Annotated in this window: 17 protein-coding genes; 14 read left to right on the forward strand and 3 right to left on the reverse strand. The window is 51.0% G+C overall.

Annotated features, from left to right (window positions below):
* The first annotated feature begins 271 nt into the window (after window positions 1–271).
* The 6 genes from PsW74_RS07015 (at window position 272) to PsW74_RS07040 (ending at window position 8,072) form a co-directional block, all read left to right on the forward strand.
* Window positions 272–1,213 carry an ABC transporter substrate-binding protein gene (locus PsW74_RS07015; RefSeq protein WP_063288625.1) on the forward strand — a complete coding sequence of 314 codons (942 nt, stop codon included), beginning with the start codon at window positions 272–274 and terminating at the stop codon, window positions 1,211–1,213.
* Window positions 1,214–1,311: 98 nt separating this feature from the next.
* Window positions 1,312–2,343 (forward strand): glycine betaine/L-proline ABC transporter ATP-binding protein, encoded by a 1,032-nt coding sequence (locus PsW74_RS07020; protein ID WP_063288624.1) that lies wholly within the window; start codon window positions 1,312–1,314, stop codon window positions 2,341–2,343.
* Complete coding sequence (locus PsW74_RS07025; protein ID WP_063288623.1) at window positions 2,340–4,346, forward strand: ABC transporter permease subunit; 2,007 nt, start codon at window positions 2,340–2,342, stop codon at window positions 4,344–4,346. The genes PsW74_RS07020 and PsW74_RS07025 overlap by 4 nt, the downstream gene beginning before the upstream one ends.
* Window positions 4,343–5,236 (forward strand): phosphotransferase, encoded by an 894-nt coding sequence (locus PsW74_RS07030; RefSeq protein WP_063288622.1) that lies wholly within the window; start codon window positions 4,343–4,345, stop codon window positions 5,234–5,236. The genes PsW74_RS07025 and PsW74_RS07030 overlap by 4 nt, the downstream gene beginning before the upstream one ends.
* Before the next feature lie 7 nt (window positions 5,237–5,243).
* Window positions 5,244–7,688: an FAD-dependent oxidoreductase gene (locus tag PsW74_RS07035; protein ID WP_063288621.1), complete on the forward strand. Its 2,445-nt coding sequence runs from the start codon at window positions 5,244–5,246 to the stop codon at window positions 7,686–7,688.
* A 126-nt stretch (window positions 7,689–7,814) separates the two neighbouring features.
* Entirely contained in the window at window positions 7,815–8,072 is a 258-nt protein-coding gene (locus PsW74_RS07040; RefSeq protein ID WP_063288620.1) for a hypothetical protein, read from the forward strand.
* Here the strand turns inward: PsW74_RS07040 and PsW74_RS07045 are convergent.
* Entirely contained in the window at window positions 8,069–9,064 is a 996-nt protein-coding gene (locus tag PsW74_RS07045) for a GlxA family transcriptional regulator (RefSeq protein ID WP_063288619.1), read from the reverse strand. The two genes, PsW74_RS07040 and PsW74_RS07045, sit on opposite strands and share 4 nt — an antisense overlap.
* 98 nt (window positions 9,065–9,162) lie before the next feature.
* Here PsW74_RS07045 and PsW74_RS07050 point away from each other — a divergent pair, with 98 nt between their 5' ends.
* The 7 genes from PsW74_RS07050 (at window position 9,163) to PsW74_RS07080 (ending at window position 19,138) form a co-directional block, all read left to right on the forward strand.
* Window positions 9,163–10,416 carry a sarcosine oxidase subunit beta family protein gene (locus tag PsW74_RS07050; protein WP_063288618.1) on the forward strand — a complete coding sequence of 418 codons (1,254 nt, stop codon included), beginning with the start codon at window positions 9,163–9,165 and terminating at the stop codon, window positions 10,414–10,416.
* Window positions 10,417–10,428: 12 nt separating this feature from the next.
* Window positions 10,429–10,746, forward strand: a complete 318-nt coding sequence (locus PsW74_RS07055) for a sarcosine oxidase subunit delta (RefSeq protein ID WP_057465189.1) — start codon at window positions 10,429–10,431, stop codon at window positions 10,744–10,746.
* A complete protein-coding gene (locus PsW74_RS07060; protein ID WP_063288617.1) occupies window positions 10,727–13,729 on the forward strand; it encodes a sarcosine oxidase subunit alpha in 3,003 nt (1,000 codons plus the stop codon). The genes PsW74_RS07055 and PsW74_RS07060 overlap by 20 nt, the downstream gene beginning before the upstream one ends.
* Window positions 13,730–13,742: 13 nt before the next feature.
* Window positions 13,743–14,255: a sarcosine oxidase subunit gamma family protein gene (locus PsW74_RS07065; protein ID WP_063288616.1), complete on the forward strand. Its 513-nt coding sequence runs from the start codon at window positions 13,743–13,745 to the stop codon at window positions 14,253–14,255.
* 701 nt (window positions 14,256–14,956) lie between these two features.
* Window positions 14,957–16,231, forward strand: coding sequence for an aromatic ring-hydroxylating dioxygenase subunit alpha (locus PsW74_RS07070; protein ID WP_063288615.1), 1,275 nt, complete (start codon window positions 14,957–14,959; stop codon window positions 16,229–16,231).
* Window positions 16,228–17,358, forward strand: coding sequence for a hybrid-cluster NAD(P)-dependent oxidoreductase (locus tag PsW74_RS07075; protein WP_063288614.1), 1,131 nt, complete (start codon window positions 16,228–16,230; stop codon window positions 17,356–17,358). The genes PsW74_RS07070 and PsW74_RS07075 overlap by 4 nt, the downstream gene beginning before the upstream one ends.
* A gap of 133 nt (window positions 17,359–17,491) precedes the next feature.
* Window positions 17,492–19,138: a BCCT family transporter gene (locus PsW74_RS07080; RefSeq protein WP_057465194.1), complete on the forward strand. Its 1,647-nt coding sequence runs from the start codon at window positions 17,492–17,494 to the stop codon at window positions 19,136–19,138.
* 68 nt (window positions 19,139–19,206) lie between these two features.
* On the opposite strand, the gene PsW74_RS07085 is transcribed toward PsW74_RS07080, so the two are convergent.
* Both PsW74_RS07085 and PsW74_RS28845 read right to left on the reverse strand, forming a co-directional pair.
* Window positions 19,207–20,244, reverse strand: a complete 1,038-nt coding sequence (locus PsW74_RS07085; RefSeq protein WP_063288613.1) for a GlxA family transcriptional regulator — start codon at window positions 20,242–20,244, stop codon at window positions 19,207–19,209.
* A gap of 89 nt (window positions 20,245–20,333) precedes the next feature.
* Window positions 20,334–20,477: a hypothetical protein gene (locus PsW74_RS28845; RefSeq protein WP_193758293.1), complete on the reverse strand. Its 144-nt coding sequence runs from the start codon at window positions 20,475–20,477 to the stop codon at window positions 20,334–20,336.
* Window positions 20,478–20,717: 240 nt separating this feature from the next.
* On the opposite strand from PsW74_RS28845, the gene purU reads away from it, so the two are divergent.
* A complete protein-coding gene (gene purU / locus PsW74_RS07095; protein ID WP_063288611.1) occupies window positions 20,718–21,575 on the forward strand; it encodes a formyltetrahydrofolate deformylase in 858 nt (285 codons plus the stop codon).
* Window positions 21,576–21,613 lie beyond the last annotated feature (38 nt).

Raw genomic sequence — 21,613 nt, forward strand, 5'->3', positions numbered from 1 at the left:
TGTGTCTGATTGTTGATGTTTTCCATTCAATCTAATCCGTATTAATCCTGCATAGACATGGCTTAAGCTCTCTTATTTAAAACACAAAACACCTCATAAAACCACATATTCACACACTTTGAATCGGTATTAGTAAATATTATTGTGTCATTATGTTGATTTATACAATTACCCCAACGTAAGATAAGTTGTCGTTGCTGGAGTTGATTGGGGTCGGGTTCAAATTCTTGCAGCGGATGGATGAATTGGATCATCTGCGGGAGGGGACCAAATGAAATACTCAGTAATTCCATCAATTGCTTTGGTTATGACTTGGGGAGTTAGCTCAGCAATTGCTGAAGTTGAGTCACTAGATCCAATCAAAATCACCACTCATGACTGGTCCGGTCAAATCATCACAACCACCATTATGGGTGAGGTTCTCAAGCAAGCTGGTTACAACATCGAGTATGTTCAAGCGGATTACATCGCTCAATTTGCGGGCCTAAAGACTGGTGATCTGCACGTTGCAATGGAGATCTGGGAGACAACTGGCCGGGAAGCAATGGATGAAGCCATTGAGACTGGAAATGTTGTCAGTCTTGGTGAAAGTGGCATGATTGCCATCGAGGAATGGTGGTACCCCTCTTACATGGAAGAGGGTTGTCCCGGTTTGCCAAACTGGGAAGCGCTTAAGGACTGTGCAGATGTATTTGCCACTGCAGAAACGGCTCCCTTGGGACGGTATCTTGGCGGTCCGGTGACATGGGGCGGCTTTGATGAAGAGCGTGTTGAGGCACTTGAGCTTGATTTTGAAGTTGTCCATGCCGGCACCGATGCGGCTTTGTTTGCAGAACTGGAATCGGCATATCAACGAAAAGCGCCAATCATCTTGTGGCTTTATGAGCCTCATTGGGCACCAGCTAAATATGAGGGCAAATTTATCGAATTTCCGCCCTACTCTGCTGCTTGCTATCAAGATGCGACAATCGGTGTAAATCCATCTGCGGCTTATGATTGTGGCAAACCCACTGGCCCCATCTGGAAAGTTGCCTGGGCAGGTTTGAGTCAAAAATGGCCAGGTGCTGCTCAAGCGATTTCTAACTTCAATGTAAGCAATACCGAGATGAGCGCTATGATCTCCAAAGTCGATCTGGAGGGGCAGTCAGTCGAAGGTGTTGTTGAAGAGTGGCTTTCTGCCAACAAAGACCGTTGGGTTAGCTGGATAAAGTAGAGCGTTCAAGATGAGTGGGTTCAGATCGAGGGTCTGTTCCGTCTTGTCGGTGCAAGCTCAGCTTTATGCCCAATATCAGCGTTTTACGGAGATGTTTCATGGACCAGCCAGTGCTTTTGGATTGTAAAGGCCTCTGGAAGATCTATGGGGCAAACGCAGGCACATTTTTGCAAAATCAGGACAGCTCTCCGGACACCTCAGCCTTAGAGCAGGCAAATCTGACGGGTGCGGTTCGTGAAGCAAACCTTCAGATTATGAAAGGTGAGATCTTTGTTATTATGGGCCTGTCTGGCTCTGGAAAGTCCACACTGGTACGCTGTCTGTCCCGCCTCATAGAAGCAACTGCCGGTTCAATCCACTTTGAAGGCCAAGACCTTCTGGCAATGTCTGAACGTGAGTTGATCGACGTCCGACGTAAAAAGATGGGCATGGTGTTCCAGCAATTTGCTTTGCTCCCGCATCTGACTGTTTTGCAAAATGTTGCATTTCCCTTGGATGTTCAAGGCGTTCACCGACCAGAGCGCGAAGCGCGTGCCCATGAGATGATTGAGCTTGTTGGTCTTAACGGGCGTGAAACGGCTTATCCGCGGGAGCTTTCAGGTGGGCAACAGCAGCGTGTTGGCATTGCGCGGTCATTGGTTGGCGATCCGCATCTGTGGTTTCTGGATGAACCCTTTTCAGCGCTTGACCCTCTCATTCGCAGAGAAATGCAAAATGAGTTCCTGCGGCTTCAAAACAAACTTCATAAGACAATCCTCTTCATCACGCACGATTTTGAAGAGGCTATTCGGCTGGCTGATCGGATTGCCGTGATGAAAGACGGAGAAATTGTTCAGATCGCGACACCAGAGCAACTGGTGAGCAATCCCGCGACTGACTACGTCGAGGAATTTACACGCCACATTCCCAGGACCAAAGTCATTCAGCTTGAAGCAATTATGACGGCGGGCTGTCCTGCCGGAACATATGCAGGCGATTTAAGCTATAGCCTGAAGGTTGCAGATGTAGCTTCCGAGGTTGGGAAAACCAGTCGCGCATTTCGGGTGTTGGACGATGACGGTGTACCTGTTGGTACTATCGATCGTGAAAAGATTGTCAGCGTAATGCTTGGGCAGGAGTTAGTGGAATGAACTTCCATCTCCGTGACAGCTTGCGCAACCCTCATTCCTTTTGGCTTTTGCTTTTCGCTTCAACCTGGCTTCTCTCAAGCTATTCCTTTCCACTTTACAAGGCACTCGATGCCCGCTGGATCATTAAGTTTCCAAGTGCCTGGCAATGGCAACTGGATGAACGGATCAGCACTTTCATGGCTTGGCTTGTGGAAGATGCGGGATTTGGTCTCTTCACTTTTCGCCAGTTGACGCGGTTTCTTTCGGCAATAATTGAAGCGCCATACAACACAATGCGTGCTTTTCTTGCGGATGGGTTTCATTCTGGTCTCGGTCAACAAGCCGTTGAGATCTTCCCTTCCATGAGCTGGATCGCTGTGACCTTTCTTATGATCTTATTGGCAGTGAAAGCAGGTGGCTGGAGACTTGCAGCTTTGGCGGGTGGCTGTTTCCTCTATCTGGTTGTTTTCGGTCAATGGCAAAGTGCGATGGTGACTTTGGCGTCCATTGCTATTGCAGTCCCTTTCGGTGTGCTTAGTGGATTGATGCTGGGCATTCTGGCTTATCGTTCAGAGCGCTTTGAGCGGCTCCTGCGCCCATTGCTTGATTTAATGCAGACAGTCCCGATCTTTGCTTACCTTGTGCCGATCTTGTTTCTGTTCGGGTTTGGGCCGGTCTCTGCATTAGTGGCCACGATTATCTATGCCATGCCTCCCATGGTCCGCGTGGTGCTTGTTGCATTACAATCCGTACCTGAGCCGCTGCATGAAGCCGGACGCATGGCTGGTTGTACGCCACGCCAGATGATGTGGAAGGTGTTGCTGCCCTCTGCTCTGCCAACCTTAATGGTGGGTGTTAATCAGGTCATCATGCTCTCGCTGAACATGGTGATCATCGCCTCCATCATTGGCGCTGGCGGTCTGGGTTACGATGTTTTGGCTGCACTGCGTCGTTTAGACATTGGTGGAGGCATTGAAGCTGGCTTGGCAATTGTCGTGATTGCAATTGCGCTGGACCGGCTAAGCCAGGCTTTTTCGCTGAATGTTCACTCGCAGACCCAAAGTGCATCCGTAACTCAGATAACGCCTCTGATGTACGCTGCCATTGCATTGGCAGTCACGGTTTTACTAGCGATTCTGGGGAAGGTGTTCCCTGCAATTCAAAGTTATCCTGAGGCCATGGTTCTCACCACTGGCTCTTTCTGGGATGAGGCCATCAAATGGATCAACATCAATTTCTTTGAGGTTTTTGAAGCAATCAAGACGGCGTTACTGACCTACCTTCTTTTGCCGATAAAACGTTTCTTTGTAGGCATTCCCTGGGCTTGGGGCATCATAGCGCTCGGGCTTATTGGGTGGCGCGTTGGCGGGTGGCGACTAGGTTTTTTATGCGCAACGCTGGCAGGTTTTGTTGCTGCCAATGGATTGTGGCGGGATGCAATGATCACCGTCTACCTCTGTGGCGTTTCAGTGTTAATAGCAGCGGTGATTGGGATGCCGCTCGGCGTGTGGGCCGGACAATCTGAGCGGGCAGACAGAGTACTCAGCACTCTGGTTGACACTCTGCAGACGCTCCCAAGTTTTGTCTATCTGATCCCTGTCGTCATGCTTTTCCGCGTTGGTGAGTTTTCCGCCATGGTTGCTATCGTGCTTTATGCAATGGCTCCTGCTCTACGCTACGCCGCCCATGGGATCCGTGAGATTAGTCCGCAAGTGATTGAGGCTGGTAAGGTATCTGGATGTACACGCTGGCAGTTGCTCTGGCGTATAAAGCTTCCTTTGGCTGTTCCCTCACTGCTGTTGGGATTGAACCAAACGATTATGCTGGCTTTGTCTATGCTGGTGATCACTGCTCTCGTTGGCACGCGGGATTTGGGGCAGGAAGTTTACATTGCACTTACGAAAGCAAATACAGGCCAAGGCATTGTCGCAGGCTTGGCCGTAGCCTTTATTGCAATCATCGCGGATCGGATTTTGTCCGCGCTTGCGAAATCCTCTCGAGCAAGATTGGGGTTGGCAACATGAGCGAAACACTGACAAAGGAATTAGCCGTAACAAGAGCCCTTGAACTGCCATTTTGGAAGAAACCAACGAATGTCGAAATTCTGGGCGGTGGCATTACGAATTTCAATGTGAAGATCACTGATGAAGGACACACTTATGTGGTGCGCCTTGGAGAAGACATCGTAGAACATGGGGTTATGCGGTTCAATGAACTCTCAGCTTGCCGGGCTGCCCATGCCGCAGGCGTTGCTCCTGCAGTCCGTTACTTCCAAAAAGGTGCGCTGGTTCAGGATTACGTTGACGCTGAACCATTGAGCGAAGCCGATATCCAAGATCCGCAAAGGCTTCGCTCTATCGCGGGTGTCCTGACCAAAGTTCACAGAGAAGCAACGCAACTGATACGTGGCCCTGTCCTCGCTTTTTGGGTCTTTCACATCCTGCGCGATTATGCCGAAACACTTCGCCTTATGGACTCGGATCATCTGCCGAGCCTCAATGCGTTGATGGCCAAGGCTGAAAAGCTTGAGCGTGCGGTTGGGAAGGTGCAGTTGGTTCTTTGCCACAACGATCTTCTTCCAGCGAACATCTTAAATGAGAATGAGCGGCTTTGGCTGGTTGACTGGGAGTACGCAGGCCTGAACTCTCCGTTGTTCGACCTGGGAGGTTTGGCAACAAATGCAAGTTTGTCTGAAGGCTTGCAAAAGATACTGCTCGAAACATACTTTGACGAACCGGTCTCCGATGCACTTTGGGCCCAATACAGTGCCATGAAATGCGCATCCTTACTGCGCGAGAGTATGTGGAGCATGGTGTCTGAGCAGACATCCAAAATACAGTTCGATTACGCCAGCTATACCAGAGAAAACTTGCTCCGGTTTGAGCATACATATGCTGATTTGCAGTTGAAGTGAGGTTGAGATGAAAGAATTGCCAAAAACGGCGAAGGCTGTGATCGTAGGTGGCGGCATTGTCGGGTGTTCGACCGCTTACCACCTTGCAAAACTGGGCTGGGATGTTGTTTTGCTTGAGCGGAAAAAACTGACGTCTGGCACAACTTTTCATGCTGCGGGGCTGGTTGGGCAATTGCGTTCAAATGCCAATATCACTCAACTCCTTGGGTATTCCGTTGATCTTTATAAACGCCTTGAAGAGGAGACCGGACAGGCAACTGGTTGGAAGATGAATGGCGGCCTTCGCCTTGCCTGTAATCATGAGAGATGGACTGAGGTGCAACGTCAGGCAACGACTGCGCATTCCTTTGGTTTAGATATGCAGCTTCTGACACCTAAAGAAGCTCAGGATCTCTGGCCTTTGATGCAAGTCGATGATGTTATTGGCGCGGCTTATCTGCCAAGTGACGGCCAGGCAAATCCTTCGGATATAACATTGTCTCTTGCCAAGGGGGCTCGTTTGGCAGGGGCACAGATTTTTGAAGACACGAAAGTGCTGCGTGTTGATGTCGACAAAGGGGTAATCAGAGGCGTTGAAACCAGCCGAGGCCGGATTGACTGCGCTGTTGTCGTTGCCTGCTGCGGGCAATGGACGCGAGACTTTGCAAAGCATGTTGGTGTGAATGTGCCTTTGGTACCAATGCAGCATCAGTACATGGTCACCGAGCCGATACCTGGCGTGCCCAGAGATTTGCCAACGCTTCGAGATCCGGACCGACTGACCTATTACAAGGAGGAGGTCGGCGGCCTTGTTATGGGCGGATATGAAGCCAACCCCCTTTCCTGGGCCGAGGATGGCATTCCAAAAGACTTCCACTACACATTGCTCGACAGCGACTTTGGGCACTTTGAACCGTTGATGGAGCTTTCTCTTGGCCGAGTTCCGGCTTTGGAGACTGCAGGTATCAAAGAACTCATCAACGGACCAGAGAGCTTTACGCCGGATGGCAATTTCATCATGGGTGAAGCTCCTGAACTCAAAAACTTTTACGTCAATGCAGGCTTTAATGCGTTTGGCATCGCCGCTGGCGGTGGCGCTGGAATGGCACTGGCAGAATGGATCGCAAAAGGCGAACCACTCTTCGACCTGTGGCCTGTCGACATTCGTCGTTTTGGACGTCCGCACTTTGATAGTGACTGGATACGTACGCGGACAAAAGAAGCCTATGCCAAACACTACACAATGGCTTGGCCGAGTGAGGAACATGAAAGCGGTCGTCCCTGTCGCAAATCACCGCTCTATGAGTTTTTGAAAGCAGATGGCGCGGTGTTTGGCGAAAAACTGGGATGGGAACGCGCCAACTGGTATGCAGATACTCATAATGGAGAAGCTCAAAAAGACATCTATACTTTTGCGAGGCCCAATTGGCACGAACCTGTTGGCCGCGAACATAACGCAGCCCGCTCCTCTGCGGTGCTCTTCGACCAGACGTCCTTTGCAAAATTTACACTCAAGGGACCTGATGCAGTCGATGCACTCAGCTGGATTGCAGCAAATGACGTAGATAAGCCGATCGGCTCACTGATCTACACGCAAATGCTCAACGATCATGGCGGTATTGAATGCGATCTTACCTGCGTGCGAATGGCAGAAGATGAGTACTACATTGTCACGGGAACTGGTTTTGCCATCCATGATTTCGATTGGATTTCCCGCAATATTCCAGAGGGCATGAATGTTCAGCTGGTAGATGTCACTTCGGCTTATGTGGTCCTTTCTCTTATGGGGCCCAACTCTCGCGAGATCTTGAAACGCGTAACCCGTGATGACGTGAGTAATGATCATTTTCGGTTTGGCCAAGCTCACAAAATCGGCATTGCAGGCTGTCCTGTTCATGCGCTTCGAGTGACCTATGTTGGGGAGCTGGGCTGGGAACTGCATTTACCCGTTGAGTACGCAACAACCGTCTACACTGCGCTTCATGAAGCAGGACAGGAGTTTGGGCTGCGTAATGCTGGATACAGAGCTATTGAAACGTTGCGTTTGGAGAAAGGATACAGGGCCTGGGGAAGCGACATAGGTCCCGATCATACCCCAGAAGAAGCTGGCCTTGGCTGGGCAGTGAAACTGAAGAAGAACATAGCCTTCAAAGGTCGTGGTGCTATTGAAGAACAACGAACACACGGTGTCAAAAAGATGCTGGCGACTTTTGTAACTGATGGCGACATCATATTGTCAGGCCGAGAAACGATTTATCGCGACGGTGTAAGGGTCGGCTGGCTATCATCCGGTGGCTTTGGTCATACGTTGCAAAAATCCATCGGCTTGGGATATGTCCGCAATACTGATGGTGTTGATCGTGAGTTTGTTCTTGGTGGCAAGTATGAGCTGGAAGTTGCAACAGAACGCGTACCCTGTGACGTGCACTTAACGCCTTTGTATGATCCTAAGATGATGCGCGTAAAAGCTTGATCCGACTGCGGTTCTAAAGTTTATGACAGGATTCAATAGCGAGCTTCACAATAATACTGGTTTACAGAGAAACGTGGAGCTGACAAAACTTGGAGATAGGTTCAAACTGCATACTTCATTGAGGCCATGATTTACATCTTCATCATTTTTGGGGCCGCATTCGGATTGATTGCTGTTCCTCTAGGGTTTTTCATCGGCCTTCAGGTTTCGCCAATACTTGCGAATATTCTTCTGTTCCCCTTCATTACGGCCAGTTGGCTGCTGGATGTGCCTCTTGGAGAAATGTCTGGCCTGCTGCGCATTTGCCTCACAGTGCTGTCTTCAATTATTTGGGCAGGATTGTTTGGCTTTGTTGGTTCGCTGCTCAAGAAGAAGCCTTCTTAAGCAGGTAAGGAATTGCGATATGCACTTGCGGTCATGCTGGTGTGTTTTTGGAAGACCTTGTTAAAGTGGGATGCATCAAAAAAACCGGATCGGATGGCAACATCTGTGATGGTTGCCTCTGTTTCTCCCAGTAAGCGTTTGGCTTCTTCTACTCGTATATGACTGAGTGCTTCGGCTGGGGATTTACCGAGGTCAGACTTAAATTTCATTTCAAGACTACGCCGTCCAACGCCCAGCATCTTACAAAGCTGCTCTATGCTGCGCAGATTTTCCGTTTCCTGCTGCATCATCAGCACTGCCCTTTGGACCAGATTATCTTTGGCTTTAAGTGACGTTGGCAGGAACGGTTGGGCTTTGCTGTCATCCTGGGCTTCATCCACCATCAGAATATGAAGGCTCTTGCGGGCTTGCCGCAGGCCAACATGACGCTCAACCAGATGGGCTGCAACATGCACTGCACTGGTTCCCCCTGAACAGGAAATGCGGTCCCGGTCCACCACAAAAATGCGATCAGAGACTGGCTCCAATCCATCAAATTGCTCAAGGAAGTCCGCCCGGTGAAACCAGCTCACACAACATTTATAGCCGTTCATCAAACCGGCACGGTGCAGAATAAAGCTACCAGTACACAAGCCGATCAATGGCACTCCCTTCGACACAGCTGATTTCAAATAGTGCACATAGCGAAGATCAAGGCGTTCGATGTGGTCGATCAGCCCTCCTACAACCACCAGGTAATCAAAATGAGCTGGATCGATCAAATTTGTATCAGGATGGATGCGCACGCCGCAACTGGCGCGGATGGGCTCCATATCAGGTGCGATGACGCTCCAGCTGCATAGGATTGGCCTGCTGCTGTCTCCTTCATCGGCAGAAAGGCGCAGGACATCAATAAAGCTAGCGAAGGCCGACAATGTGAACCGGTTGGCCAGAATGAAACCAACATTGAGTGCAGGACGAGATTGCCGATTGGTCCGTGTTACGTTCTGCACTTATGTCTCCTGCGCAAAAATACCTCATAATATTCGCAAGGGTACCATACACAATTTTACATAGTGGGCAAACTCTCTTGAATTCCAAGGAGGTAGCCTTGTCAAAATTTTCCGCAATGACGCTCCTGAAAGGAGCGCTCACAGGCTATAAAAACGTTGAGCCGCAATGGCCTGACGCTGAGCTGAAAAGCGAATATGACGTCATTATCGTAGGTGCTGGTGGGCATGGCCTTGGGGCCGCCTACTATCTGGCAAAAGAACATGGCATCACCAATGTGGCGGTGATTGACAAGGGATGGCTTGGCGGCGGCAACACCGGCCGGAACACGACCATCATTCGCTCGAACTATCTTTATGATGAAAGTGCACGCCTTTATGACCATGCCGTCGACTTATGGGATGGGCTTAGTCAGGACCTGAACTACAACGTCATGTTCTCGCAGCGCGGTGTGATGATGTTGGCGCACAATGTTCATGATGTGCAGAGCTTCAAGCGTCACATACACTCCAATCGTTTGAACGGCGTTGATAATGTCTGGCTCACTCCTGAACAGGCCAAAGAAAAGTGCCCGCCCCTCAATATTGCGGCCAACGCACGTTATCCGGTGATGGGAGCCGCGTTTCAGCAACGTGGCGGGACGGCACGGCATGACGCGGTGGCTTGGGGGTATGCACGCGCTGCTGCGGCAAGAGGCATTGATATTATTCAGAACTGTCCGGTTCTATCAATCGAACGAGGACCAGACGGAACTGTCACCGGACTTCAAACTGCGCGTGGTTTTGTAAAGGCTAAAAAGATAGCGGTTTCTGCAGCTGGCGGAACCTCTGTGGTGATGGATACTGCCGGTGTGCAGCTTCCTCTAGAAAGCTATCCTCTTCAGGCGCTTGTGTCTGAACCTGTTAAGCCGATCTTTCCTCAAGTGGTGATGTCCAACAGTGTGCACGCCTATATCAGCCAGTCTGACAAGGGCGAGTTGGTGATTGGTTCTGGAACAGATCAGTACGTTTCTTATTCTCAACGCGGTGGCTTGCCGTTGATAGAGCATACGCTTGCTGCCATTTGCGAAGTGTTCCCGATTTTCCGCCGTATGCGCATGCTGCGCAAATGGGGCGGTGTGGTTGACGTGACGCCTGACCGTTCTCCAATCCTTGGAAAGACCCCTGTGCAAGGCCTCTACCTCAATTGTGGTTGGGGTACGGGCGGCTTCAAGGCAACGCCGGGCTCTGCGCATGTTTTTGCGCACACAATTGCAAAAGATGATCCTCACCCTATCAATGCGCCGTTCACGCTCTCGCGTTTTGAAACAGGTCGTTTGATTGATGAAGCAGCAGCTGCTGCCGTGGCGCACTAAGGAGGCAGCCTGATGCTCTTAATCCACTGTCCTTATTGCAAGGAAAAGTTGCCTGAACTGGAATTTGAATATGCCGGGCAAGCACATATCGCACGCCCAGAAAACCCAGCTGAGCAAACAGATGCTGAATGGCGCGACTATCTGTTTATTCGCTCCAATGTACGCGGAGATCATGCCGAGCAATGGCGACACTCACATGGTTGTGGGCGTTATTTCAACGCTCTGCGGAACACTGTGAGCGACAAATTCATCGCCACCTATGAGATTGGACAGGCCTGCCCGACTAGCCACGCAGAAGGTGAAGAGAACAATGAACAACTGGAGAGTTGAGGGCAAAGGCCGCATCAATCGCGATAAGCGTGTTCGCTTCACTTTTGATGGCGTTTCCTACCAAGGATATGAAGGCGATACGGTTGCCTCTGCCCTGCTTGCTAACGGCGTTCATCTTATGGGGCGCTCATTTAAGTATCACCGTCCGCGTGGTCCTGTGACAGCCGGATCAGAAGAACCAAACGCGTTGATTGGAACATCCCGCTCTGGTGCAGGTCGCTTTGAACCGAACACCCGCGCTACCGTTCAGGAGCTTTACGAAGGGCTGACCACTGTTAGCCAGAACAAGTGGCCGAGCCTGAACTTTGATGTGGGTGCTGTGAACGACAAGCTCCACAAGCTGTTTGCAGCCGGGTTCTACTACAAGACTTTCATGTGGCCAAAGAGCTTTTGGGACAAGGTTTATGAGCCTGTTATCCGCGCGTCTGCCGGATTGGGCGTCTCCCCAACCGAACCGGATGCTGACACTTATGCCTCGCGTTATCTGCATACGGAACTGCTGATTGTTGGTGCTGGGCCTGCAGGGCTTGCAGCTGCGTTAACGGCGGCTCGCAATGGAACTGATGTGGTCCTCGTCGATGAGAACCGGGAGCTTGGAGGATCTTTGCTTTCGGAGGCTCCATCTGCCATTGATGGAAAGAACACCGAGAGCTGGCTTACAGCAGTTATTGCTGAGCTTGAAGCCTGCGACAACGTTCGTATCATGACCCGTGCGACTGCTATTGGCTATTACCATGAGAACATGGTGGGCGTTGCTGAAAAGCTCACGGATCACATGGAAAACCCGCCTGCAAATGCTCCACGAGAACGGATGTGGCGTGTTCGGGCGCAAGAGGTCATTCTTGCTCAAGGTGCACTTGAGCGCCCGTTGGTGTTTGAGGGTAATGATCGTCCAGGTGTGATGATGGCAGGTGCGGCGCAGACCTATCTCAACCGCTACGGCGTGAAGGTTGGTAATGCTGCTGTTGTGGTTACATCCCACGATTCAGCCTGGTACGCCGCCTTTGACCTTGCTGATGCAGGTGTGAAAATCCCTGCGATTGTTGATGTACGCACCACTGTGAATGACTACTTGCAATCGGAAGCCCAAAAACGCGGCATAGCGGCGAAGGTAGGTCACAGTGTAACGTCAGTAAGCGGGACAAAGCGCGTCTCCGGGGTGAAAGTCGGCAGGATTTCTGGCGATCAGCACGTTACAGACATCATTTCCATCCCTTGTGATGCAGTTTTGATGAGTGGTGGGTGGACCCCATCCCTTCACTTGTTCTCTCATACCAAAGGCAGTTTGCATTGGGATGAAGAGAACGAAGTCTTCTTGCCTGGTGAGCGAACCGAACGGTGTCATATCGCGGGTGGTGGGCGTGGGTTATGGAGCCAGCAGGCCGCTTTTGATGATGGTGTGCATGCAGCTCAGCAAGCTTTGATTTCATTGGGGCAGAATGCGCCGGGTCTTTCCGTTGATGTTGATGGGGATCGAGCTGGTTCCGGTATCGTTATGGAAGAGCTGCCAAGCAACGATGACAAGCTGGCACGCCGGGCTTTTGTTGATTTTCAGAACGATGTGACAGCCAAGGATATTCGCCTCGCTGTGCGCGAAGGTATGCTCTCCATTGAGCACGTAAAACGCTTTACGACCAATGGCATGGCGACCGATCAGGGCAAGATGTCAAACATGAACGGTTTGAAGATCGCTGCTAATGAACTTGGGCGCCCTACTCCCAAGGTTGGCCTAACTACATTCCGTCCGCCTTATACACCCACGACATTTGGAACGTTTGCCGGCTATCACAAGGACGAGCTGTTTGAAGTAACGCGCAAGACCAACATTGATAGTTGGGCGGAAGAGAACGGTGCTGTATTTGAGCCGGTCTCCTTGTGGCGCCGTGCGTGGTATTACCCCAGGGCTGGTGAAGATATGCACACGGCAGTGGTGCGGGAATGCAGAGAAACGCGCGCTTCTGTCGGCATGTTTGATGCCTCTACTCTCGGCAAGATCGAAGTTGTCGGGCCGGATGCTGCCGAGTTCATGAACCGGATGTATACCAACCCATGGACAAAGCTGGCATCAGGTCGGTGTCGCTATGGTCTACTTCTGGGTGAAGATGGTTTCATTCGGGATGATGGTGTTATCGGGCGGATCAGTGAAGACCGCTTCCATGTGACGACGACAACTGGTGGTGCGGCGCGCGTTTTGACCATGATGGAGCACTTTTTACAGACCGAATGGCCTGATCTGGATGTGTGGCTCACCTCTACGACCGAGCAATGGTCAACCATTGCACTGAATGGGCCGAATGCTCGTAAGGTGCTGGAACCATTTGTAAAAGGTACAGATCTTTCTGCTAAAGCCTTCCCGCATATGGCGCTTCGTGAGTGCACTGTGGGTGGTTTTGAAGCTCGTCTCTTCCGCGTCAGCTTTACTGGTGAGTTGGGTTTTGAAGTGAACGTTCCATCGGAACATGGGCGCGCGCTTTGGGAGATGCTTTATCAGGAAGGCAAGAAGTACGACATGTGTGTTTATGGCACTGAAACTATGCATGTTTTGCGGGCAGAAAAAGGCTTTATCATTGTTGGTCAGGACACCGATGGCACTGTTACGCCAGCGGATGCGGGCCTGACCTGGGCCATTGGCAAGAAGAAGCCAGACTTTGTCGGCAAGCGCTCTTTGACGCGGCCTGATATGCTGTTGCCAAACCGAAAGCAACTGGTTGGTCTTTTGACGGAAGATCCAAGTGTTGTGCTGGAGGAAGGCGCGCAGATTGTTGAGAGCGGTGACACTGCTATCCCGGCTAAGATGTTGGGGCATGTGACGTCTTCCTACTGGAGTAAAGCACTGGGGCGTTCCATTGCTATGGCTTTGATTGAAGGTGGTTTTGAGCGGAATGGCACCTCAATAGATATTCCAATGCCAGATCAAACCCATCGTGCAACTGTCAGCGGGACCGTGTTTTACGATCCTGATGGCGACCGGATTAAGATGTAAGGGAGTGGCACACATGGCTTTCAATAGTACAGTCGAAACACTGCCAGCGATGGGCCGTTTTAGTTTGCGTTGTAAGCGTGAAAACACCGTTGCTATGTCAAAAGCACTCGGTTTTGAGCTGCCCTCATCCATCAGCGAGAGCGCTCATTCAGGCGACATGACGGCCCTCAAATTGGGGCCGGATGAGTGGATGCTGACCTGTCCAATGGAGGCGCGTTCAGAAATTGAAAAATCGTTGGCAGCGATCTATCCGGACGCTGTTCATAGTCTGACAGACATTTCCAGTCGGGAAGTCAGTATCCGAATTTCAGGTCCTGAAGCTGAGGAGCTGCTCTCTACGTCCTGTCCACGAAACCTTGCGGAACTGAAGAGTGGTCGTGGGGTGCGGACTATTTTTGATAGTGTGCAGGTGATCCTGACGCGAGAAGAGCAAAACCAGTTTCGGCTGGATGTTTGGCGTTCGTTTGTGCCCCATGTGATGGGGCTGCTGACGGTAGCTGTTGCGGAGTTTGAATGCGGCCTTTAGGGCCGCATTTTTCTTGAGCGCATTTATCCTGCCTCTCTTCAATTTTATTTGAGCTTTTGCGCACGCCTCGTGCGGATCAACCTGGCGTTTTCGTCAGATGCCTAAGCATTTTCTGCAGCATTTCTGCCCATAATCTCTGTCATTCAGACTATCAATTCACCGTGTGGTTGAGGCTGTCTTGAATTTGCAGCGGGAGCAACGTAGAGGCGTCGCATTTTTACTGTCAATGTGCCTCAAACTTCCTGCCTCCATGAGATTAATTCGAACTAGATTTCCTGATTACTCTCGAGTTTCACGGGCCTGACGCAAAGAAACTGCCCATGAAATTTTAGAGAACTGTCACACTGTAAGAGGGAGGCTTAAAGTGTATCAGTCAGCATTTTCCAATGCTTGTGCGAAACACAGGCCTTGCCGCAAAACGACGAACTCCTGGCTCGTCTGTGCTGAGCCAGCTTCAGTTCATTCCACCGGTTTTGATCATGTGTGGCTGAATTCAAGTCATGCCTCTTTGGTGTTCTCTGAATTCTCTTTTACAAACTACGCTAAGCCTCTTTACAAGCACGCTAATTCCAAATCACCTCATACAGAAGTGATTGACGTTCTATCGACTTGTTCTTCACGATCAGGCCAGACACCTGATCATCTCAGCAACCTGCACCGGTCAACTTCCCAGGCATCATTTTAAGCCGAGGTATCTGAACATGAGCGTTCCGTCTTACATTCAAGATCTTATAGCTCACCGCGAAAAGGGCAAAAGCCTCAACGCCCCCTTCTATAGTGCTCCCGACATTCTTGATCTGGACATGGAGGTCTTCTTTCGCAAACACTGGATTTTCGTAGCTGTTGAACCTCAGCTTCCGGAACCGGGCGATTGCATTACCGTTGAAATCGGCAAGACATCCGTCCTGCTTTTGCGCGGCGATGACATGTACATCCGCGGCTTTCATAACATCTGCCGGCATCGTGGTGCGAAGCTCATTGATGAGCCTGAGGCCACAATCGGCAACATTGTTTGCCGCTATCATGGGTGGACATATAACGAGGATGGCGAACTCATTCTGGCCGAGCATATGGGCAAGGACTTCGACAAGACCTGTCATGGCCTGAAGACCGTTCATGTGCGTTCAATTGCAGGTCTCATCTTTATTTGCCTTGCGGAGAACCCTCCGGAAGACATTGAAGAGATGGCGCAGATCATGGAGACCTATATTGCGCCTCATGATATTGCCAACTGTAAGGTGGCCTACACGGCTGATCTGATTGAAGAAGGCAATTGGAAGCTGACGCTTGAGAACAACCGTGAGTGTTATCACTGCGAAGGTACTCATCCGCAGCTCACCGTTCCACTCTCAGAGTTTGGCTTTGGCTTTTCGCCTGATGAAATGGATGAGCGGCGCACGGCTGACGTCAACAAGTATCTGTCTTTGCTTGAGAGCGAGCATAAGCGCTGGGAGGCCGCTGGCCTGCCTTCTGCCGAGGTGGACAAGCTGGCCAACGCCACCAGCTTCCGTTGCATTCGCCTGCCTTTGATGGGCGAAGGCGAGTCCCATACTCTGGACACCAAGATCGCCAGCAAGAAGCTGCTTGGAAACTTCAAGGACGCCAAGCTTGGTGGCTTGAGCTTCTGGCATAATCCCAACTCCTGGCACCATTTTATGAGTGATCACATCGTGACCTTTGCTGCTTTCCCATTGTCGCCGGATCGTACACTCGTGCGGACCACTTGGCTGGTGCACAAGGATGCGATTGAGGGAGAAGATTACAACCTCGACAATCTGAAGCAGGTCTGGATGATGACCAACCAGCAGGATGCGGATCTGGTGCGGCTGGCACAGCTTGGCAGTGAAGACCCTGCTTATGAGCAAGGCCCATACTCGGAATACACAGAGCCTCATGTAGAAGCACTTTGTGATTGGTATATTGAACGCCACAAAGCGCACATGCCTGCCGGTGATGTTGAAATGGCGGACGCATGACTCAGAACGTAACTTTTGATGATCTGAAGACCGTCACGGACTATGATGAAGAACACTTCACCGAAGCGACCCGGATCCCCATGTGGGATCCGGAGGTGGATGATGTTCTGGTCTGCCGACAAGTGCGGCAGGAAACGCATGATGTGAAGACGTTCCTGTTTTCTGCGCGCGAGCCTCGGGTTTTCAGGTTCTATCCCGGCCAACACATGACCTTCGAGCTTCCGGTCGAAGGCATGATCATGCGCAGTTACACAATTTCCGCTTCTGCTGCGCGGCCCTATCGTGTTGAGATCACGGTCAAACGGGTGCCGGGTGGTCCGGGCTCCAACTGGCTTTTGGACAACATGCTGCCGGGCAAGGAAGTGAATGTCTCTGGCCCTGCTGGTGAGTTCACCACGGATGCCACGCAGGAAGAGAAGCTGTTATTCATTTCAGCAGGCAGTGGCATCACCCCCATGATGTCAATGACCCGCACGGCCTGCGATCTTGCAGAGCCGACAGATCTGCATTTTATTCATGCCGCACGCACACCTGCGGATATCATCTTTAGACATGAACTGGAATTGCTGGCTGCACAAAACCCTGCCTTCAAGCTCTCATTTACGTGCAGCACGACATCTGGATACAACAGCTGGAGCGGGTTTGAAGGTCGTTTGAGCCTTCAGATGCTGTCACTTATGTCGCCAGACTTTAAAGACAGGAAGATCCTATGTTGCGGCCCTGCCCGTTTCATGGAAGGCGTGCAAAACATGCTGCAGGAAGCAGGCTTCGACATGGCTAACTACCATGAAGAAAGCTTTGACTTTGGAGCTGAGACAGCTGGTACCTTTGAGGATCAGATTTCTGCGCCGGAAATCAGTGACCAAACCTATCGGGTCACCTTCACCAAGACCGGTCACGTGGTTGAGTGTGGGCCGGGCATGACAATCCTTTCTGCTGCGCGTGAAGCTGGTATTTTGCCGATGGCATCCTGCCAACGCGGTATTTGTGGTACATGCAAATCTCAACTGGTTTCGGGTGAAACCGACATGCAACATGGCGGAGGCATTCGAAAACGGGAAATTGATCAGGGTAAAATCCTGATTTGCTGCACAACACCTTTGTCAGACATTGAAGTGGACCTTTAGTGTTTGGCACTCCCCCATCCATTGATAAGTGACAATAAAAAAGTGTATCTAAATCAATAAGAACGATAAGAAGGGTCCAGCCCAAGGATCTCTCCTGACCACAAGATAAACGGTCCAACACAGGAGAAGCTTCATGACTGATTTACGCAATTCCGACCGGCCTCCGGCGGATATTATGGATAGTCCATCGGACGACATGGCAGACTCGGATTACAGTCTTGGCCAAGATAACATTGAAGGAAAATTTGGACCCATTGGGTTTGACATTCACAATCCAGTATTCGCTATTTCAGCTTTAGCTGTCGTTGCATTTGTTGCCTACACCTTACTTTTACCAGAGCAAGCAAACTCCGTTTTCAGCACGCTCTTTTCTACTGTCACGAAGAGCTTTGACTGGTTCTTTATTGGCGCTGCCGACATTTTTGTTATCCTCTGCCTTGTAATCGTGGTGAGCCCTTACGGCAAAGTGCGCCTTGGTGGCAAGGAAGCTACGCCGGACTTCAGCTATCTGAGCTGGTTCTCCATGCTGTTTGCAGCTGGTATGGGCATCGGATTGATGTTCTACGGTGTTTCTGAACCGATCAGCCACTTTGCCTCTTCATTGGGTGGCACAACTGTTGGTGCTGATGGCGTGCGAACCGATTGGGCGCCGCTTGGTGCAGCTGCCACACAGGAAGAAGCGATCCGTCTGGGTATGGCTGCCTCTATCTTCCACTGGGGTCTACACCCATGGGCGATTTATGCTGTTGTTGGATTGAGCCTGGCGTTCTTCAGCTACAACAGAGGCTTGCCGCTGACAATCCGCTCTGCTTTTTATCCGATTTTCGGCGAACGTGTTTGGGGTTGGCCGGGACATATCATCGATATTCTTGCCGTTTTCGCAACCCTGTTTGGTCTCGCAACCTCTCTTGGTCTGGGCGCTGTTCAGGCGAACTCCGGCCTCAACAAGCTGTTTGGCATGCCAATTGACAGCACATGGCAGGTCATACTGATTGCTGCAATCACTGCGATTGCGCTTGTCTCCGTTGTGCGCGGTCTTGAAGCGGGTGTGAAGCTGCTTTCCGAAATCAACATGGGACTGGCTGCTCTGCTGGTGCTCTTTGTTGTTATTGCGGGTCCGGGCCTGATCTTGCTGCCAGATGCTCTGAACTTCCTCGGCGCTTATTTGCAGTATCTTCCTGCACTTTCCAGCCCGGTTGGTCGTGAAGATGTCAACTTCATGCAGGGTTGGACATCCTTCTACTGGGCTTGGTGGATTTCCTGGTCACCTTTCGTGGGCATGTTCATCGCCCGTGTCAGCCGTGGTCGTACTGTTCGTGAGTTCCTGATTAGCGTTCTGCTCATTCCATCATTGGTATGCGTGCTTTGGATGTCCATCTTTGGTGGTGCTGCGATCAACCAGATTGTCAATGATGGCTACACTGCTGTTCAGCAAGCTGCGCTGCCAGTTCAGCTGTTCACAATGCTGGAAGCTATGCCATGGGCAACAATCACAAGCTTTGTCGGTATCGTGCTTGTGATCGTCTTCTTTGTCACCTCTTCCGATTCCGGTTCTTTGGTGATTGATACGATTGCTGCAGGCGGCAAAGTGGATGCGCCGGTTCCTCAGCGTGTGTTCTGGTGTCTGTTTGAAGGCTTGATTGCGATCGTGCTGCTGCTTTCTGCAGGCGGACTGAAGTCTTTGCAGTCCATGGTGATCTCCACCGGACTGCCTTTCACAATCGTCTTGCTTATCATGTGTGTTGCAATTTGGAGAGGACTTGCAAGCGAGCCGCGCTAGGTTATCGCGATAACTTAGCCTCTTAACTTTCAATGCCGCCGCAACCTTTCAGGTTCGGCGGCATTTTTTTAGGCGACTTTCTCTTCTGTCACAGAGACGCGTCGTAAGACCTGCGGCGTACAGCTGTACCGGCGGCGGAACATGCGGCTGAGGTGGGATGAATCGCAAAAACCACAATCAACCGCAATTTGTGCAACAGATTTTTGGCTTTTCTCGATCAAGTGGCGCGCCAAATCCAACCGAATATTGAGAAAAGCGACCTGTGGTGATGTTTCCAAAGACAGGCGGAAGTAACGTTCTATCTGGCGCTTGCTCTTGCCCATGCGCTGCGCAATTTCCTGAATGGAGATCGGCGTGTCAATGTTTTGCTGCATGATGTGCAGAGCGCGCTGTACAATGGGGTTTTGAGTTTTCAGATCAAGCGGGATGCCGGGTTGAGGCTTTTCGGCCTGATGGGCATCATCAATGATCATGATGTGCAGGCTTTTATTGGCATGTGCGCGGCCTACATGTTTGTCCACCAGATAGGCGGCAAGATGGGCGGAACTTACACCACCTGCGCAAGTGAGACGGTCACGATCAACGACGAAGATCTGGTCGGTGACCGGATCAAGGCCATCAAACTGCTCTTTAAAATCAGAGTGGCTGAACCAACTGACGCAGCTTTTGTAGCCGTCCAGCAGTCCGGACCGATGAAGCAAAAACGCACCGGTACACACGCCCACAAGGGGAATTCCGGCGGCGGCAGCTTCTTTCAGGAAGTTTTGATAGGCCGGGCTGAACTCCGTGCTCTCATCAATGAGACCGCCCACCACAACGATGTAGTTGAAACGTCGCGGATCTCCTAGTCGCTCTTTGGGGTGAACGGAGACGGCGCTGCTGGATGGGATCGGGTCCATAGTGTCTGACAGGACGGTCCAATTGCACAGGATCGGGCGACTTCGATCACCCTCATCTGCTGCGAGACGAAGGACATCAACGAAGTTGGCAAATGCGCAAAGGGTGAAGCGTTTGGCGAGAATAAACCCAACAGAAAGACGGGTCTTTTCCTGCTTGGAAACTGGTTTACGCAAAGCGTTGGTCGGATGCGATAGTGCCTGTGTCATACGAGATGCTTCTCTTTATATTCAGACCGACAAACTGCAATGATTACATTGCCTGTCTGCGGCCTGAGCCCATCCAATCCAGGTCAGTTTTAACGTGTCTTCAGCGGCGTATTTTTCCAGTTGGTCTGACCATGCTGGCCTGCGTCTTTCTCGAATTTCGTCATCATGCCCAGTCTCCTAACCTGCGTCAGGAGGCCGGATTTATGGGCTTTGGCGACCACGCTTAAGCCCATGCAGTATTTATACTTAATTTGAGTCAGCTTGGCTACGCATTCCATCTGCACTCGCATAAAAATTGATCAGACGTGATGTGTTGATGGATGCTCAATCAAATGTCGTAGGGGTAATCCCTATCTGACGCAAATCTCCTATTTATGAGCGTAAAACCTCTCCAAATTGATAGTTTGAAGATGCAAAGAGTTCAGCGAAACGCTTTGTTTCATTTGGGATTTTGATTAGGAGAGACCTGTTTAGTGAGTGATACATCCTTCATCCTTCGCTTCACCTGTGTGGATCAACCGGGCATTGTCTCGACAGTGACGTCAGCCCTGGCTGCTCGCGGCGCAAATATTGTTGAGGCGAACCAGTTTTGTGATCGCAAGACAAACCAGTTCTTCCTTCGGGTTGCCGTGCGTGTGCCTGAGCACATCGACAAAGCAGCGCTTGAGCTGGCCCTGTCGCCTGCTGTTGACCGGTTTAAAATGCGGCTGAAGGTGGAAGATTTCTCACGTCGTCCCAAGGTCATCATCATGGTCTCCAGATTTGACCATGCGCTGCTGCATCTACTTTACCAGATCAAAGTGGGCTGGCTTGACGCCGATGTCGTCGCCATTGTGTCCAACCACGCGGACAGCCAAGGCGTTGCCGACCACGAGGGGATCCCGTTTTATCACTGGCCTATCACCAAGGCGAACAAGCTTGAGCAGGAAGCCAAGCTGAGTGATCTCATTGAAAAAACAAATGCGGAACTGGTTATCCTTGCGCGCTACATGCAGGTGCTGAGCGATGAAATGTCCAGCAAGTTCTTTGGCATGATCATCAACATCCACCATTCATTCCTGCCAAGCTTTAAAGGGGCAAAGCCCTATCATCAGGCTCATGATCGCGGAGTGAAGCTGATTGGTGCGACCGCTCATTATGTGACGCCGGATCTGGATGAAGGTCCGATCATCGAGCAGGAAACTGAACGGGTGACGCATGGCATGACGGCTGAAGATTTTGTGGCCGCAGGCCGGGATATTGAATCCCGCGTTCTTGCACGAGCCGTCAAATTTCATCTGGAGGGCTGCGTCATGCTGAACAACAACAGCACGGTGGTCTTTACCTCCTAGCGGCCACTTCCCCACACCCAACACTGCTCTGCCAACGC

The organism is Pseudovibrio sp. W74 (genome assembly GCF_001623085.1).
Taxonomy (GTDB): Bacteria; Pseudomonadota; Alphaproteobacteria; order Rhizobiales; family Stappiaceae; genus Pseudovibrio.

What these genes read in the sequence shown, in the direction of transcription:
- PsW74_RS07065 (WP_063288616.1), top strand. Translation starts at nt 13,743, where the DNA reads ATGGCTTTCAATAGTACAGTCGAAACACTGCCAGCGATGGGCCGTTTT.
- PsW74_RS28845 (WP_193758293.1), bottom strand. Translation starts at nt 20,477, where the DNA reads ATGGGCTTAAGCGTGGTCGCCAAAGCCCATAAATCCGGCCTCCTGACG.
- PsW74_RS07085 (WP_063288613.1), bottom strand. Translation starts at nt 20,244, where the DNA reads ATGACACAGGCACTATCGCATCCGACCAACGCTTTGCGTAAACCAGTT.
- PsW74_RS07055 (WP_057465189.1), top strand. Translation starts at nt 10,429, where the DNA reads ATGCTCTTAATCCACTGTCCTTATTGCAAGGAAAAGTTGCCTGAACTG.
- PsW74_RS07015 (WP_063288625.1), top strand. Translation starts at nt 272, where the DNA reads ATGAAATACTCAGTAATTCCATCAATTGCTTTGGTTATGACTTGGGGA.
- PsW74_RS07035 (WP_063288621.1), top strand. Translation starts at nt 5,244, where the DNA reads ATGAAAGAATTGCCAAAAACGGCGAAGGCTGTGATCGTAGGTGGCGGC.
- PsW74_RS07025 (WP_063288623.1), top strand. Translation starts at nt 2,340, where the DNA reads ATGAACTTCCATCTCCGTGACAGCTTGCGCAACCCTCATTCCTTTTGG.
- PsW74_RS07060 (WP_063288617.1), top strand. Translation starts at nt 10,727, where the DNA reads ATGAACAACTGGAGAGTTGAGGGCAAAGGCCGCATCAATCGCGATAAG.
- PsW74_RS07020 (WP_063288624.1), top strand. Translation starts at nt 1,312, where the DNA reads ATGGACCAGCCAGTGCTTTTGGATTGTAAAGGCCTCTGGAAGATCTAT.
- PsW74_RS07080 (WP_057465194.1), top strand. Translation starts at nt 17,492, where the DNA reads ATGACTGATTTACGCAATTCCGACCGGCCTCCGGCGGATATTATGGAT.
- PsW74_RS07070 (WP_063288615.1), top strand. Translation starts at nt 14,957, where the DNA reads ATGAGCGTTCCGTCTTACATTCAAGATCTTATAGCTCACCGCGAAAAG.
- PsW74_RS07075 (WP_063288614.1), top strand. Translation starts at nt 16,228, where the DNA reads ATGACTCAGAACGTAACTTTTGATGATCTGAAGACCGTCACGGACTAT.
- PsW74_RS07030 (WP_063288622.1), top strand. Translation starts at nt 4,343, where the DNA reads ATGAGCGAAACACTGACAAAGGAATTAGCCGTAACAAGAGCCCTTGAA.
- PsW74_RS07040 (WP_063288620.1), top strand. Translation starts at nt 7,815, where the DNA reads ATGATTTACATCTTCATCATTTTTGGGGCCGCATTCGGATTGATTGCT.